The 14,807-nt window shown below is 73.1% G+C and carries 13 protein-coding genes; 5 read left to right on the top strand and 8 right to left on the bottom strand.

The genetic code is table 11. The annotated features are described in order from the left end of the window. Positions 1-18: 18 nt before the first annotated feature. Together ACI2LY_RS26790 and ACI2LY_RS26785 are read right to left on the bottom strand one after the other, a co-directional pair. Positions 19-1,554, bottom strand: coding sequence for a hypothetical protein (locus ACI2LY_RS26790; protein ID WP_404709381.1), 1,536 nt, complete (start codon positions 1,552-1,554; stop codon positions 19-21). A 211-nt stretch (positions 1,555-1,765) separates the two neighbouring features. Next, a complete protein-coding gene (locus tag ACI2LY_RS26785) occupies positions 1,766-3,151 on the bottom strand; it encodes a transcriptional regulator (protein ID WP_393914044.1) in 1,386 nt (461 codons plus the stop codon). Between the two features lie 281 nt (positions 3,152-3,432). Between ACI2LY_RS26785 and ACI2LY_RS26780 the strand changes: the two genes are divergently transcribed. The 3 genes from ACI2LY_RS26780 (at position 3,433) to ACI2LY_RS26770 (ending at position 6,528) form a co-directional block, all read left to right on the top strand. Then, a complete protein-coding gene (locus tag ACI2LY_RS26780; protein ID WP_404709380.1) occupies positions 3,433-4,086 on the top strand; it encodes a bifunctional DNA primase/polymerase in 654 nt (217 codons plus the stop codon). 70 nt (positions 4,087-4,156) lie between these two features. Next, on the top strand, positions 4,157-4,933 hold the full coding sequence (locus ACI2LY_RS26775; protein WP_031184110.1) for an ABC transporter ATP-binding protein: 777 nt from the start codon (positions 4,157-4,159) through the stop codon (positions 4,931-4,933). Then, positions 4,930-6,528, top strand: a complete 1,599-nt coding sequence (locus ACI2LY_RS26770) for a transporter (RefSeq protein WP_404709379.1) — start codon at positions 4,930-4,932, stop codon at positions 6,526-6,528. Before ACI2LY_RS26775 ends, ACI2LY_RS26770 begins: the two co-directional genes overlap by 4 nt. Here ACI2LY_RS26770 and ACI2LY_RS26765 read toward each other — a convergent pair. The 3 genes from ACI2LY_RS26765 to ACI2LY_RS26755 form a co-directional block, all read right to left on the bottom strand. After that, entirely contained in the window at positions 6,525-7,034 is a 510-nt protein-coding gene (locus ACI2LY_RS26765) for a hypothetical protein (RefSeq protein ID WP_404709378.1), read from the bottom strand. The genes ACI2LY_RS26770 and ACI2LY_RS26765 overlap by 4 nt on opposite strands. Positions 7,035-7,073: 39 nt before the next feature. Further along, the gene (locus ACI2LY_RS26760) at positions 7,074-7,925 is read right to left on the bottom strand and encodes an alpha/beta fold hydrolase (RefSeq protein ID WP_404709377.1); all 852 of its coding nucleotides are present in this window, start codon (positions 7,923-7,925) and stop codon (positions 7,074-7,076) included. A 315-nt stretch (positions 7,926-8,240) separates the two neighbouring features. Continuing rightward, on the bottom strand, positions 8,241-8,933 hold the full coding sequence (locus tag ACI2LY_RS26755; protein WP_389005034.1) for a metal-dependent transcriptional regulator: 693 nt from the start codon (positions 8,931-8,933) through the stop codon (positions 8,241-8,243). 213 nt (positions 8,934-9,146) lie between these two features. On the opposite strand from ACI2LY_RS26755, the gene ACI2LY_RS26750 reads away from it, so the two are divergent. Continuing rightward, a complete protein-coding gene (locus ACI2LY_RS26750) occupies positions 9,147-9,902 on the top strand; it encodes an SIS domain-containing protein (protein WP_404709376.1) in 756 nt (251 codons plus the stop codon). Positions 9,903-9,944: 42 nt separating this feature from the next. On the opposite strand, the gene ACI2LY_RS26745 is transcribed toward ACI2LY_RS26750, so the two are convergent. Together ACI2LY_RS26745 and pdxH are read right to left on the bottom strand one after the other, a co-directional pair. After that, entirely contained in the window at positions 9,945-11,309 is a 1,365-nt protein-coding gene (locus tag ACI2LY_RS26745; protein WP_404709375.1) for a PAS domain-containing protein, read from the bottom strand. Positions 11,310-11,712: 403 nt separating this feature from the next. Continuing rightward, on the bottom strand, positions 11,713-12,423 hold the full coding sequence (gene pdxH / locus ACI2LY_RS26740; RefSeq protein ID WP_404709374.1) for a pyridoxamine 5'-phosphate oxidase: 711 nt from the start codon (positions 12,421-12,423) through the stop codon (positions 11,713-11,715). 151 nt (positions 12,424-12,574) lie between these two features. Between pdxH and ACI2LY_RS26735 the strand changes: the two genes are divergently transcribed. Beyond that, entirely contained in the window at positions 12,575-13,675 is a 1,101-nt protein-coding gene (locus tag ACI2LY_RS26735) for a citrate synthase 2 (protein ID WP_135787766.1), read from the top strand. An 85-nt stretch (positions 13,676-13,760) separates the two neighbouring features. Here the strand turns inward: ACI2LY_RS26735 and ACI2LY_RS26730 are convergent, their stop codons facing one another. Further along, positions 13,761-14,789 carry an isopenicillin N synthase family dioxygenase gene (locus ACI2LY_RS26730; RefSeq protein ID WP_404709373.1) on the bottom strand — a complete coding sequence of 343 codons (1,029 nt, stop codon included), beginning with the start codon at positions 14,787-14,789 and terminating at the stop codon, positions 13,761-13,763. Positions 14,790-14,807 lie beyond the last annotated feature (18 nt).

Genomic DNA, 14,807 nt, shown 5'->3' with positions numbered 1-14,807 from the left:
CCCGTCCGCGCCCGGACCTCAGAGCTGGGTCGGCTGGCGGGTGGTGAGCCCGTACTTTCCGGCGATGGCGTTCCAGAGCTGCGCCGCCTTCGCCTTCTGGGCGCTGGCGGTGCCGCTCTGCGCGTTGCCCGCCGAGGTGTGGTTGGTCGAGCGGGCGTGGCCCTTGACGCAGACCTTCTTGCTCTTGGCCTGCCGGGCCCAGACCGCGTAGTGGTTGTCGGCGGCGGCCGACGCCTGCCAGGCGGCGGTCAGCGCGGCGTTCAGCTCGCCGTTGTTCGGCAGCTTGTCCACGGACAGCTTGCCGAGCCGGGCGACCAGGTCGGTGCGCTGCTTGGCGGCGCCGCGCAGGTCGGCGGCGGCCTGGTCCAGGTTCTGGCACTCCTTGATGCGCTCCACCGACTGGATCACGGTGCTGCGGCTGCTGCCGCTGTCGGCGAGCAGCTTGTCCAGCTCCGCCGCCTGCGGCTGGGCCGGGTCGTCGGCGGCCGACGCGGACGGCGAGGGCTGCTCGCTGGCCGGGGTGGAGGAGGCGATCGGCTTGCTGTCGTCGCTGTCGTCACCGCCGCCGCTGAGCAGGGCGCCCGCGCCGATGCCGAGGACGACGATGCCGACGCCGATGGCCGCGATCATCGGCACGCGCGAACCGGTGCGGCCGCCGCGCCGTCCGTCGTCGTCGTGGTCCATCGGCGGCCGGTAGGCGGGCTGTCCCGAGACGACCGGCGCCGTACGCGGGTCGCCCGCCGGGACGCGCGGCATCTGCTGGGTCGAGCCCTGCGCGGCGTCCCCACCGTACGGGGCGCCCCGGAAGAGGTTGTCGAACTCGGCGGGCGGCTGCCGGTCGGCGCCGTCGGCACCGGCCTGGTACGGCGGGATGTACTGGGTGGCCGCCTCGTCCATGGGCCGCTGCGGGTAGCCCTGGCGGCCGTGGTCGCCGGTGGCCTCGGGCGGCAGCGCGCCCGACGCCACCGGGGGTATGTACTGGGTGGCGGCCTGATCGGCACCGCCCGACGGGACCGGCGGGATGTACTGGGTAGCGGCCTGGTCGGCGCCGCCCGAGGGGACCGGCGGAAGGTACTGGGTCGCGCCCTCGGGCCCGTGGCCGGGGCCGGGGCCCACCGGCGGCATGAACTGCGTGGCCGCCTCGTCCATCGGCGGCAGCGGCGCGGCCTGCTGCGGATAGCCGTCGTTGCCGTAGCCCTGGTGCTGCTGCTGCTGCGGGTAGGGCTGGGCGCCGCCGTAGCCCTGCGCGTCGTAGCTCGGGGCCTCGGGGTACGCGGGGCCCTCGGGCGGCATCGGGCCGGGGCCGGCCGGCTGCTCCGGGGTCTGCCACTGCTGGGCGGCGGCCGGGGGCCAGCCCTGGCCCTGCTGGGGCTGCTGCTGCGGCTGCTGGTCCTGGCCGGGGCCCCAGGTGCCGCCCCACGCCTGACCGCCGGGCGGCACCGCGGGTGCTCCCGTCATGCCCGGCAGCAGGGGCTCCCCTCCGTCGGAGGGCAGCACGATGCCTTCGTGCGCGGGTCGCGCCGAGGGCTCATCGCCCTGTCCACTCTGCGTCACCGGGACTCCTACGATTGAAGGACGTTCGGAATCGTCGGCTCACGCTACCGGGTCCGCCGAGCCCGGTGCCACGCAGCTCAGCGCCCAGACGCCCCACCTGTGACAGCGGTAACAGAACCACCGCCCCGCACGCTGTATTTGGGCGCCGTCGCGCCCGAGTGCCCAGTCTCACAAGGCCACTCGGACGCGACGCCCTCCTCAGGGCCCCTCCTCAGGCCGCCTGCCGGACGTCGAGCCGCGCCCCGAACTCCCGCACCACCGCCTCGTCCCGGAAGGGCTGCAACCGCTGCTGGAGGTCCTCCAGATACTCGGCGCCCCGCTCGGAGCGGAGTGTCTCCAGCAGTTCCACCGCCTTCATGCCGGTGCCGCACGCCTGCTCGATCTCCCGCTGCTGCACCTGGGCCGTGGCGAGGAGCACATAGCCGATGGCCCGGCGCCGGGCACGGGAGGCGGGGTGCCGCTCCAGCGCCTGCCGGGCGTATCTGGCGGCGGCCTCGGCCTGCCCCAGGTCGCGGTGGCAGTGCGCCAACTCGTCGGCGAGATACGCCTCGTCGAAGTGGGCGATCCACACCGGGTCGTCGCCGTCGGCCGCGTCGGCCCGCTCCAGCGCCGAGATGGCCCGCCCGGCCGACGCCTGCGCGGCCCGCACATCGCCCAGTACGGCGTGCCCGCGCGCCTCGGCCGCGTGGAACATCGACTCCGCGCGCGGGGTGACCCGGCCCCGGGCACCCTCCTGCGCGGCGCGCGCCAACTGGGCGATCTCGCGCGGGTTTCCGAGTTCGGCGGCCAGGTGGCTCATGGAGGCGGCCAGTACATAGCCGCCGTAGGCCCGGTCCCCGGCCGCCTGCGCCAGGCGCAGCGACTGGATGTAGTACCGCTGGGCCAGGCCCGGTTGGCCGGTGTCCACCGCCATGTACCCGGCCAGCTCGGTCAACCGGGCGACGGCGGCGAAGAGTTCACGGCCGACCGCCTCCCGGTACGAGCCCGCGAGCAGCCCGGAGACCACGCTGTTGAGGTAGTGCACGACGACCGGGCGGACATGCCCGCTGCCGTACTGGTGGTCGAGGTCGACCAGCGCCTGGGTCATCGAGCGCACCGCCGCCACGTCGGCCTGGCCCACGCGCGGGCCCGCCTGCCGGGCCACCTGGGCGTCCGGCGCCGAGATCAGCCAGTCCCGGCTGGGCTCGACCAGCGCGGAGGCGGCGACCGAGGAGCCGGTCAGGAAGTCCCGCCGCCCCACGTCGCTGCGCCACAGCTCGCAGACCTGCTCGATGGCGCCCAGCACCGTCGGCGAGAACTGCAGGCCCACGCCGGAGGCGAGGTTCTTGCCGTTGGCCATGCCGATCTCGTCGATCGTGACCGTACGGCCGAGCTTGCGGCCGAGCGCCTCCGCGATGATGGCGGGGGCGCGCCCGCGCGGCTGCTGGCCGCGCAGCCAGCGGGCCACGGACGTCTTGTCGTAGCGCAGATCGAGTCCGTGCTCGGCGCCGCACATGTTGACGCGCCGGGCCAGCCCCGCGTTCGAGCACCCCGCTTCCTGGATGAGTGCCTGCAGCCGTTCATTCGGCTGCCTCGCCACTAGCGGCCTCGCGGCCATGCGCTACCCCCTGCGAACCCCTGGAGCGTGAAGATCACTGGTCGTTCCGGTCTGCAGATCACTTCCCAGTCGACATAGCGTCAATGCGCGACTTGTGCGGTTTGCCGGGGTAAAGCCGTCTCCTCGCGCGCCCCGTGCCCTTCCTGGTTACCCGCGCCGCCCACGGGTTCCCCCCACGCGCCCCCGCCCGTGCTCCCATGCGCCCCGGCCGCCGGACCGGTGTGCCGCCCCGGCGCGCGGCCGGGCCGTAACTCCAGGTGGGTGCGGGAGTTGAGTGGAGCGTGGACGAGACGACCGCGGGCCCGGAGACGGCCCGGATTCCGCCCCAGCGCGGGGAACCGCTGCTGGAGGCCGCCGTTGCCTACGCCGAGGAGCGGCACTGGGACGTGCTGGCGGGCAGCTGGCTGGAGGACTTCGGCGGGGTGCGGTACTGCTCCTGCGGCGACACCGTCTGCCCCGCGCCGGGCGCACACCCCACGCGCCCCGACTGGGCGACGCGCGCGACCGGCAGCACGGAGGTCGTCCGGCAGATGTGGCAGGCGCAGCCCGGCGCGTCGATCCTGCTGCCGACGGGCCGCACCTTCGACGCGCTGTCCGTCCCCGAGAGCGCCGGGTTCCTGGCGCTGGCCCGGATGCGGCGCATGGAGCTGAACATCGGCCCGGTGACGCTCACCCCGGACCGCCGGATGCAGTTCTTCGTACTGCCGGGCGGCGCGGCGAAGACACCGGAACTGGTGCGGCAGCTGGGCTGGACGACGTTCGCCCAGGACCTGGTGCCGCTGGGCGCGGGGCGGTACGTGGCCGCGCCGCCGACCCGGGTGGGCACGCGGGGCGCGGTGCAGTGGGCGTGCCGTCCCACGCCCGCCAACCGGTGGCTGCCGGACGCGGAGGAAGTGGTCCCGCCGCTCGCGTACGCCTGCGGCCGGGACTTCTGAGCCGCACCCGGAGCCGGGGGTTCCGCCGCACGGGTGCCCCGGACAGGGCCGCCACCGTAGGGTTTCCGTCATGACAGAGGCAGCGGTGCGGGTACGGGGACTCTGGAAGCAGTTCGGACAGCATGTCGCGGTCGGTGGTGTCGATCTCGATCTGCCGGCCGGGAAGTTCATCGGGCTGGTGGGCCCGAACGGGGCAGGCAAGACGACCACCCTGTCGATGGTGACCGGCCTGCTCCGGCCCGATCAGGGGTCCGTCGAGATCGTCGGGCACGACGTGTGGCAGGACCCGGTGGCGGTGAAGTCCCGGATCGGGGTGCTGCCGGAGGGGCTGCGGCTGTTCGAGCGCCTGTCCGGGCGTGAACTGCTGGCCTACAGCGGCCGGTTGCGCGGGCTGCCGGGCGCCGAGGTGGACAAGCGGGCGACCCAGCTGCTGGACGTGCTGGACCTCGCCGGGTCGCAGCACAAGCTCGTCGTCGACTACTCGACCGGGATGCGCAAGAAGATCGGGCTCGCCGCCGCCCTGCTGCACAACCCCGAAGTGCTGTTCCTGGACGAGCCGTTCGAGGGCGTCGACCCGGTCTCCGCGCAGACCATCCGGGGCGTGCTGGAGCGGTACACCGCGTCCGGCGCGACCGTGGTGTTCTCCTCGCACGTGATGGAGCTGGTGGAGTCGCTGTGCGACTGGGTCGCGGTGCTGGCCGCCGGGCGCATCCGGGCGACCGGGACGCTGGCCGAGGTGCGCGGGGAGCATCCGACCCTCCAGGCCGCGTTCCTGGAGCTGGTGGGCGCGAGCGGCCGGGACGCCGGGTCCGATCTGGACTGGCTCGGCGGCGGGGCGGTCCGATGACGACCGCGACGCACCCTTCGGTGACCTCGGTACTGGTCCGGCTGAAGCTGTCCCTGCTGCGCAACGGGCTGCGGCAGTCCACCGGCCGACGGGCCGCGTTCGTCGCCTCGGCGCTGCTCACCCTGCTGTTCGCGGTGCTGCAACTGCTCGGCTTCGTCGCCCTGCGCTTCCAGTCCCACCCGGAGTCCGTCGCCGTGCCCGGGGTCGCGGTGCTGGCGCTGGGCTGGGCGGTGATGCCGCTGTTCTTCCCCGGCGGCGACGAGACGCTGGACCCGACCCGGCTGGTGATGCTGCCCCTGCGCCCCCAGCCGCTGGTACGCGGGCTGCTGGTGGCCTCGCTGGTCGGCATCGGACCGGCGTTCACGCTGCTGGTGCTGGCGGGCTGCGGGCTGTCCCTGGCGCACGGCGCGGGCTGGGCCTTCGCGGTCGTCGGAGTCGCCCTGGCGCTGCTGACCTGCGTGGCGCTGGCGCGGGCGGTCGCCGCGGCCAACGTCCGCCTGCTGACCAGCCGCAAGGGCCGCGACCTCGCGGTGCTGAGCGGGCTGGTCGTCGCCATCGGCGCCCAGCTGGTCAACTTCGGCGCGCAGCAGCTCGGTTCGGGCGGGCTCGGTCAGCTGCGGCCGGTCGCGGACGTGCTGGCCTGGGTGCCGCCCGCCTCGGCGCTGGGCGCGGTCCGCTCGGCGAGCGAGGGGGCGTACGGCACGGCGCTGGCCCAACTCGCGCTGTGCGTGCTGCTTCTGGTGCTGCTGATCGGCGGGTGGGCGCGGAACCTGACCCGGCTGATGACTTCGCCGGACGGCTCCACGCTCCAGGTGGCCGACGACCGCGGCCGCGACCGTGCCTCGGCCGGACTGGCCCGGCTGCTGCCGACCGGGCGTACGGGCGCGGTGATGGAGCGGACCCTGCGCTACATCTGGCGCGATCCGAAGACCAAGGCGGCGTGGGTGACCTCGCTGGCGATCGGCCTGATCGTGCCGGTGTTCAACGCGATCCAGGGCACCGGTTCGCTGTACTTCGCGTGCTTCGCCTCCGGGATGCTCGGCATCCAGATGTACAACCAGTTCGGGCAGGACAGCTCCGCGTTCTGGATGGTGGCCATGACCATCTCCTCCCCGCGCGACGCCTACGCCGAGCTGCGCGGCCGGGCGCTGGCCCTGCTGCTGATCACGCTGCCGTACGCCACCCTCGTCACCGTGGTCACCACCGCGCTGCTGGGCGACTGGTCCCGCCTCCCCGAGGTACTGGGCCTCTCCCTGGCGCTGCTGGGCGCCATGCTCGCCACCGGCGCCTGGACCTCGGCCCGCTCCCCGTACTCGATACCGCAGGAGGGCCACAAGAACGTGGCGCCCGGTCAGGCGGGCCTCGCCTGGATCTCCATCTTCGGCGGCATGGTCGCGGCCGCCCTGCTCTGTTCCCCGGTCATCGCGGCAACGATCTGGCTGAACGTCAGCGACCAGGCCCCGGGCTGGTCCTGGCTCCTGCTCCCCATCGGCCTGGCCTACGGAGCCACCCTGGCCCTGACCGGCCTCCACCTGGCAGCCCCGAAGACAGCGGCCCGACTCCCGGAGATCCTCACGGCGGTGAGCAAGGGCTAGGCGGCGCCGCTTTGGCCGGCGTCCGGCTGTGGGCAGACGTGGCCGTCGCCGAGCAGGTCCACGCAGTTCAGTACTGGTTCCTCACCCTCGGGGATCTCGAAGGTGAGGTGCGCTCCGGACGGGGTCGCCACGAGTGTGCACTGGTCGGCGAAGGCCAGCGAAGCGTACGGCTCCCAGGGGCAGTCGGCCCGGTCCAGGGCGGCCACGACGTCCGCGTACCCGGGCCCTGCCGGGAAGGTGCCGGTCCCCCCGGTGAGGGCCGGGGAGAGTTGGACGACTTCCCGCCCGGTCTGGAGGGAGACGAGGGAGACCTTGCGGCAGCGGCAGACGCTCATTTCGAGGTCCCCGTGGCCATAGAGCCTCGGCCACCTCCACCTCCGGCGTCCGGTGAGCATGAGCCACGGCTCGCCCAGGGCCTCAGTCACGTCGTGCCAGTCGGCTCCGACGAACACCGGGCCGAGCCGCCCCGTCTTCACCATCCGGGCCAGGACATCGGATATCTCCATGCGGAGGAGTCTGACAGGGCTCCTGACCAGCGGTTCCCCTCAGGGTGTCCCCAGCTCGCCCAGGAACTGGTCCAGCACCCCCTGCCAGGCGCCCGGCTGGTCGTAGTGGGGGACGTGGCCCGCGTCGGGGATCTCGGCGTAGTGGCCGTCGGGGAGGACGCGGACCATTTCCTGGGCCTCGGCGCGGCCGAGTTCGCCGTCGAGGCCGCGGACGACGAGGGTGGGGCAGCGGACCTGGGTGAGTTCGTCCCAGTGGGCGTCGTGGACCCAGGACTCGCGGGTGCGGAGCATGCGGTCGGGGTCGAAGAGGGGGCGCCAGCCGTCGGCGGACTCGTGCATGACCTCGGCGTAGAAGGCACCGCGCGCGGGGTCGGGGCGCTCCAGGCGGGGGTCGTCCTCGGCGAACCAGCGCCGGACGTCGGCGAGGGTGGCGAACGGCAGCGGCCAGGAGCGGAACCAGTCGGCCCACTCGGCCTGCGAGGCGGCGCCCAGCGCGGAGGCCCGCATGTCGCAGATGACGAGGCCCCGCACCAGGTCCGGACGGCGGGCGGCCAGCTGCCAGGCGGTGAGCGCGCCCATCGCGTGGCCGACGAGGACCGCGGGGGCGAGGGCGAGCTGTTCCAGCGCGGCCTCGGCGTCCTCGACGTACGCCTCGCGGGTGCAGGCCGCCTCCGGGGGCTGGGTGCTCTGGCCGTGCCCGCGCTGGTCGAGCGCGAGCGCGCGGTGCCGCCCGGCGAGACCCCGGACGGTGGGCGCCCAGTGCGCGGCGCGCCCCATCAGGCCGTGGAGGAGGAGCACGCCGGGCCCGGCCTCCTCCTTGGGCGGCTCCGCGAACTCCCACGCGGCCAGCCGCACCCCGCCCGCCCCTGTGACCTCGATACGCCGTGCCATAGACCTGGCACCCCCCAGCTCCGCCTGCTTCGTACCGTTGTACCGCCGCTGTCGCTGTCGTGCTGTCGCCCTGGTGCTGCCGTCGCAGATTATCGAAAACTCATTCGACACGGGCGTTCGCTCCGCCAACACCCCTCGTTCGAGTGACACCGGAAGAGGAATGATCGCCACCGCCAAGGGGATCTTCTCTGGCGTGGGGGGCGGACCGCTCGGGGAAAAACGGTCCGTGGGGACCGACCCTGGGAGCTCGGGGCTCCGGGTCGGTACCGGGGAGGCGAGGCCCTGGCGCCGCGGCGGCGTCAGGGCCTTCTCCGTTCAGCGCTTGGCGACGAACACGTGGGACGCGACGTCGGAGGCCAGCTCGGCCGCCTCGCCGCCGCTGCCCACCAGCACGCCACCCGCCGACTCGGTCACGCTCACCACCGAGCCGGGCTGCACGCCCGCCCGCCGCAGCGTGTACATCAGCTGGGCGTCCGTCTGGATCGGCTCCCCGATCCGGCGCACCACGACCGTCTTGCCGTCCGAGCCCGGGTCCAGCTCCGCGAGCGAGACCATGCCCTCGTCGAGGAACGGATCGGCGCCGTCCTTCTCGCCCAGCTCCTCCAGACCCGGGATCGGGTTGCCGTACGGCGATTCGGTGGGGTGGCGCAGCAGTTCCAGCACGCGGCGCTCCACCGCCTCGCTCATGACGTGCTCCCAGCGGCACGCCTCCGCGTGCACCTGCTCCCACTCCAGCCCGATCACGTCCACGAGCAGACACTCGGCGAGCCGGTGCTTGCGCATCACGCGCGTGGCCAGCCTGCGGCCCTCCTCGGTCAGCTCCAGGTGACGGTCGCTGGCCACGGACACCAGTCCGTCCCGCTCCATGCGCGCCACCGTCTGGCTGACGGTCGGCCCGCTCTGGTCGAGCCGTTCCGCGATGCGGGCGCGCATGGGGACGACGCCTTCCTCTTCCAGTTCGAGGATGGTGCGGAGATACATCTCCGTGGTGTCGATCAGTCCGGACATACGTGCCCCTCGATTACCTCTGCCGAAAAGCTCACCGCTCCCGGCGCGTGCGCTGGCCCAGAATCAATTCTGCCGGATACCACCGACAATCGTGCCTCGCCGGGGAAACAGCGGGAACCAGCCGCCTTCGGCCGGGAACCGCGGGCCGTATTGACACCGCGCTGGTCCAGACCGCACGGTGATCCGCGACACCGAGGCGCGAAGGGGCACCGCATGAGTGACGGCACGCCGGCCGACCTGTTCCTCGACGCCGCGATCGGCCTGCTGCGGCGGGTGCGCGCGGAGGAGAGCGGGGCCATCGCCGCCGCCGGGACCCTGCTCGCGGACACGGTCGAGTCGGGCGGACGGCTCTTCGCCTTCGGCGCCGGGCACTCCTCGCTCGCCGCCCAGGACGTCGTCTACCGCGCGGGCGGCCTCGCCCTGATGAACCTGCTCGCCGTGCCCGGCGTGGTCGGCGTCGACGTCACCCCGGCCGTCCTCGGCTCCGCCCTGGAGCGCGTCGACGGCCTCGCCTCCGCCGTGCTGGACAGCTCGCCGCTGCGCGACGGCGACGCCCTGGTGATCATTTCCCTGTCCGGCCGCAACGCCCTGCCGGTGGAGATGGCCCAGCACGCGCGCGCCCTCGGCATCAAGGTCATCGGCGTCACCTCGGTCGCCTACGCCACCGAGACCGCTTCCCGGCACTCCTCGGGCACGTTCCTGAAGGACCACTGCGACGTCGTACTGGACTCCAAGATCGCGGTCGGGGACGCGGAGCTGACCCTGGACACCGTCCAGGCGCCCTTCGCGCCCGCCTCCACGGTGGTCACCTCGGCGCTGATGCAGTCCGTGCTGGCGACGGCCGCCGCCACCCTGGCCGACCGGGGCGTCGAGCCCCCGCTGCTGCGGTCGGGGAACGTGGACGGCGGGCACGAGTGGAACGCCCGGATCATGGAGAAGTACGGCGACCGGATCTTCTACCACCACTGAGGACACCCGCCCGGCCCCCGTTCTTCTGTCGCCGTCGGCGGTTCACACCTGCTTGGTCCCCCGTACCGCGTCCGCCAGGTCGAGCGCGGCGGCGATGCGGGCCGCCACCTCTTCCCCGTACGTCGTGTCCGAGCGGTCGAAGCCGTCGCGGGACGGCCCGCGCAGGAAGGTCAGCACGCCCAGGGTCCGGCCCCGGCTGCGCAGCGGGGTGCACAGCGCGTGCGCGGTGTCGGCGGGCCAGTGCCGGGTGCGAGCCCACTCCCTCGCCCGCCCGGGCGCCACGCCCCCCACGTCGGCGCGTACGGTGCCGCCGCGCTCGGCGCACCGGGGTGCCGGGTGGTCCGGGGCGTAGCGCACGGGCAGGCCGGTGAGCGCGTCGGCGCCCGGTGTCCCGGCGGGCGTGGCGGCGAGCCGCTCCAGCCGTACGGTCTCCCCGCGCGTGTCGGTCAGCCGGTCCAGCAGGGCGTGGTCGGCGAACCCGGCGAGGGCGAACTCCAGGTGGACGACGGCCGCTTCAGCGGGGTCCTCGCACTCGGCGGCGGCGCGGGCCGCGCGGTGCAGCTGGTTGGCGCGGAACCGCAGCAGGGACGCCTCCCGCTCGCCCTGCCGGGCCTCGGTGACGTCCTGGAAGAGCCAGCCCACCCCGAGCGGCACCGGCTCCTGGCCCAGTGGCGAGGCCAGCCGTACGAACCCGCTGCGCCAGCAGCGCCGCCGCTCCCCCTCCGCCGTACGCACGGTCAGCCACAGCTCGACCGGGCCGGGCGGGGCGCCCTCGGCCAGCACATGGGTGAGCGCGCTCTCCAGTTCCTCCGTGCCCTGTGCGAGGAGTTCGCCGAGCGGCCGCCCGAGCGCGCCGGTGCGGCCGACGCCCAGGGCGCGGGCGGCGTGCGCGTTGACGACGGCCGGGCGCAGGTCGGCGTCGATGAGGACGACGCCCCAGGACGCGTCCTCGAACAGGGCCTCGCTCAGCGCGATGGACCGCTCCAGGTCGATCTGGGTGTGCACCTCGCTGAAGGCGCAGTACAGGCCCGCAGGGCGGCCGTCCGGCCCCCGTACGGCGGCCGTTTGGGTACGGACGAGGACCCGGCGGCCGTCCTTGGTGACGAGGGCGAACTCGTGGACCTGACGGCCGGGGGCGCGCATCGCGGACCGCAGCCGCTCGCGCACCTCCGCGTCGTCGGCGCTGCGCACCGCCCAGCCCGCGAAGCCGGGGCGGCCGACCGCCTCGGCGGCGCTCCAGCCCAGGATGCGGGTCGCCTCACGGTTCCAGTGGGTGACGGTGCCGTCGGCGTCGAAGGCGCACAGGGCGGCGTCCATGCCGTCCAGCAGGGCGTTGAGCAGGTCGGCGCCGCCCGGTTCCTCCGGTCCCAGCTCGTCGGTGGTCCCACTGCGCCGGGAAGCACTCACCTGGTCCCCCTTGCACGATCCGTCCGGCTGACGGCGTCGATGGTCATTCAACTCGACCGTGACCCAGCCCACACCCGGTTCCGCCAGATTGCGCCGGTGAAAATCACTTGAACCGCGGGTGCCCCGTTTTTTAGGCTGGCGGTACACGGAAGGGAGGTGGTTCGGCAGATGTATGGAAACCGGACGCGTGAGGTGGCTGCGGGCTAGCGGCCCGTCACCACACCGAGTGCGGTGCCGGACCGGCGCGTGATCCAAGCGTGCGGCCGGCCCAATCCCAGCAGTCACCCGACCCGCGAGTTCGCCGGTACCGTCCGGCCGGCTCCCCCGCCGCACGGCGGAGGAACCAGAACTCGCGGGTCGTTCCGTGTTTACGGGCTGTCGCCGTCTTAAGGCGGTTGCCCTCTTAAGGGCTCAGCCGTTCGGTCGTCCAGGAGCCGTCCGGGGTGGCGGTGTACCGAAGCCGGTCGTGCAGCCTGTTCTCCCGGCCCTGCCAGAACTCCACCGTCTCCGGCGCGACCCGGAACCCGCCCCAGTTCTCCGGCACCGGCACCTCCTCGCCCTCGGGGTAGCGGGCGGCGAGTTCCGCGTAGGCGTCGTCCAGGACCTCGCGCGAGCCGATCACCGTGGACTGGGCGCTGGCCCAGGCGCCGAGCTGCGAGCCGTGCGGGCGGCTGCGGAAGTAGGCGGCGGTCTCCTCGCGGCTGGTGCGCCGGGCGACCCCGCCGACGATCACCTGACGGGCGATGGGGTGCCAGGGGAAGAGCAGCGAGATGTACGGGTCCCCGGCGAGGTCGCGGGCCTTGCGGGAGCCGTAGTTGGTGTAGAAGACGAAGCCGTCGGCGTCGTAGCCCTTCATCAGGACCGTGCGGGAGCTGGGGCGGCCGGTGGGGTCGACGGTGGAGACGACCATGGCGTTGGGTTCGTAGAGCGTGCCCAAGACGGCGGCGCGGGCGGCGTCCTGGAACCAGTGGGCGAACTGGTCCATCGGGTGCGCGGCGAGAGCCTCCCGGTCGAGACCGTGCGCCCGGTACTGCTCGCGCATGAACGCGGGGTCCACGGCCGGGTCGGGCTTCGGGGTGAGATCGCGATCGGTCACGCGGTCATCCTGCCGCATCGCACGAACGTGGCACTGAGTGCCGCAGGGGCTCCCCAAGAGTGGCACTCAGGGCTATCGTGCTGTTCCCGCCTCCCGTCACGGGTGACCCCCGGGCGTGTGGGGCAGTACCGGTGATGACCGCCACCGACCCAGACCGAGGAGCCGCCTTATGTCCGCGTTCGTACCCGGACTAGAGGGAGTCGTCGCTTTCGAGACCGAGATCGCCGAACCGGACAAGGAGGGCGGGTCGCTCCGCTACCGGGGCGTCGACATCGAGGACCTCGTCGGGCACGTCTCCTTCGGGAACGTGTGGGGGCTGCTGGTGGACGGCGCCTTCGCGCCGGGCCTGCCCGCCGCCGAGCCGTTCCCGATCCCCGTGCACTCCGGTGACATCCGGGTGGACGTGCAGTCCGCGCTCGCCATGCTGGCACCGGTGTGGGGCCTCAGGCCGCTGCTGGACATCGACGCCGAGCAGGCCCGCGACGACCTCGCCCGCGCCGCCGTCATGGCCCTGTCCTACGTCGCCCAGTCCGCGCGCGGCCAGGGGCTGCCGATGGTGCCGCAGCGGGAGATCGACAAGGCCCGCACGGTCGTCGAGCGGTTCATGATCCGCTGGCGCGGGGAGCCCGACCCGAAGCATGTCGCGGCCGTCGACGCGTACTGGACCTCCGCCGCCGAGCACGGCATGAACGCCTCCACCTTCACCGCGCGGGTGATCGCCTCCACCGGCGCGGATGTCGCTGCCGCGCTGTCGGGGGCGGTGGGCGCGATGTCCGGGCCGCTGCACGGCGGCGCCCCCTCGCGTGTGCTCGGCATGATCGAGGAGATCGAGCGCACGGGTGACGCCGTCGGGTACGTGAAGAAGGCGCTGGACCGGGGTGAGCGGCTGATGGGGTTCGGGCACCGGGTGTACCGGGCCGAGGACCCTCGGGCGCGGGTGCTGCGGCGGACGGCGCGTGAGCTGGGGGCGCCGCGGTTCGAGATCGCCGAGGCGTTGGAGAAGGCGGCGCTGGAGGAATTGCACAATCGGCGGCCGGATCGTGTGCTGGCCACTAACGTGGAGTTCTGGGCGGCAATTATGCTCGACTTCGCTGAAGTTCCCTCGCACATGTTCACGTCCATGTTCACGTGTGCGCGTACTGCTGGGTGGTCGGCGCATATTCTTGAGCAGAAGCGGACCGGTCGCTTGGTGCGGCCTTCTGCGGAGTATGTGGGGCCTGGGACTCGGAAGCCTTCTGATATTTCCGGGTTTGAGAATATCGCCCATTGAGTGGGGTGGTTGGGGCGCGGGGGCGGCTGACCCGCCGTTGGGGCTGGTCGCGCAGTTCCCCGCGCCCCTAAAAGCAAAAAGGCTTCTACGCGGGCGTCAGTAGATTCGCGTGGTGTCTTTCCGCTACCAGCGGGTGGGCGCGGAGCTTGCCTTTCAACTCGTTGTAGCCGTATTCCGCGAAAAGTGGGTTCGACGGGTCCGTCGATACGCCTCGGGCCTTCTCCGCGTGCGGGAAAGGCACCGGGGCTATTTTCGCGTCCAGGCTCGGGTTGTAGAAGAAGGGGACCGAGAAGCGTTCCGTGGCTGCGGGTGGGCTCACCACGCGGTGGTTGGTCGCCACCAGGTAGCCGTTCGTGGCGACCTCCAGGAGTTCGCCGAGGTTGACCACGAACGCGCCGTCCAGGGGCGGGACTTCGTGGAAGTTGCCGTCGGCGCGCTGGACCTGGAGGCCGCCGACCGTGTCCTGGAGGAGCAGGGTGAGGAAGCCGTAGTCCTTGTGGGCGCCGACGCCCTGGTCGGTGCCGTCGCCCGCGCTGCCGGGGTAGCGGACCAGCTTGAGGTGCGGGTGGGCGTGGGCGCCGAAGACCGGGTCGTAGAAACCGGCCGGGGCGCCGATGGCGGTGAGCAGTTCGCGCAGCAGGCGCTGGGCGACCGCGCTGAGCTTCTCGACCCAGGCGAGCGCGGCGGTGCGCAGCTCGGGCAGGGCGGCGGGCCACTGGTTGGGGCCCTGCAGCCACCAGTACGGCGGCTCGCCGGGGCCGGGCACGCGGGCCGGGCGCTCGGCGCCGATGTCGAGCTGGTCGCGCCAGTCGCGGGAGCCGCCGGTGCGCTCGTCGCCGGTACGGGTGTAGCCCCTGAAGTGAGGGGAGTTGACGTTGTCCAGGGCGAGCCGGTCGGCCTCGGGCAGCGCGAAGAAGGCCCGCATGGCGGAGGTCAGGGCGTCGGTCTCGGCCTGGGTCACGCCGTGCCCGGTGAGCTGGAAGAAGCCCACGTCATGGGCGGCACTGTGCAGCCGGGCGTGGAAGAGGGCCCGCTCCTCCGGGCCGCGGTCGGCGGCCGAGAGGTCGATGATCGGGAGCTGGGCGTACGACGGGTCCGTCGCATGAGTCGTCATGGTGCGTCCGCGAGGTGT

It is taken from the genome of Streptomyces sp. NPDC002176 (genome assembly GCF_044903645.1).
Taxonomy (GTDB): domain Bacteria; phylum Actinomycetota; class Actinomycetes; order Streptomycetales; family Streptomycetaceae; genus Streptomyces.
Note: the sequence above shows the minus strand (reverse complement) of the source record. Positions and strands in the feature narration are given on the sequence as shown.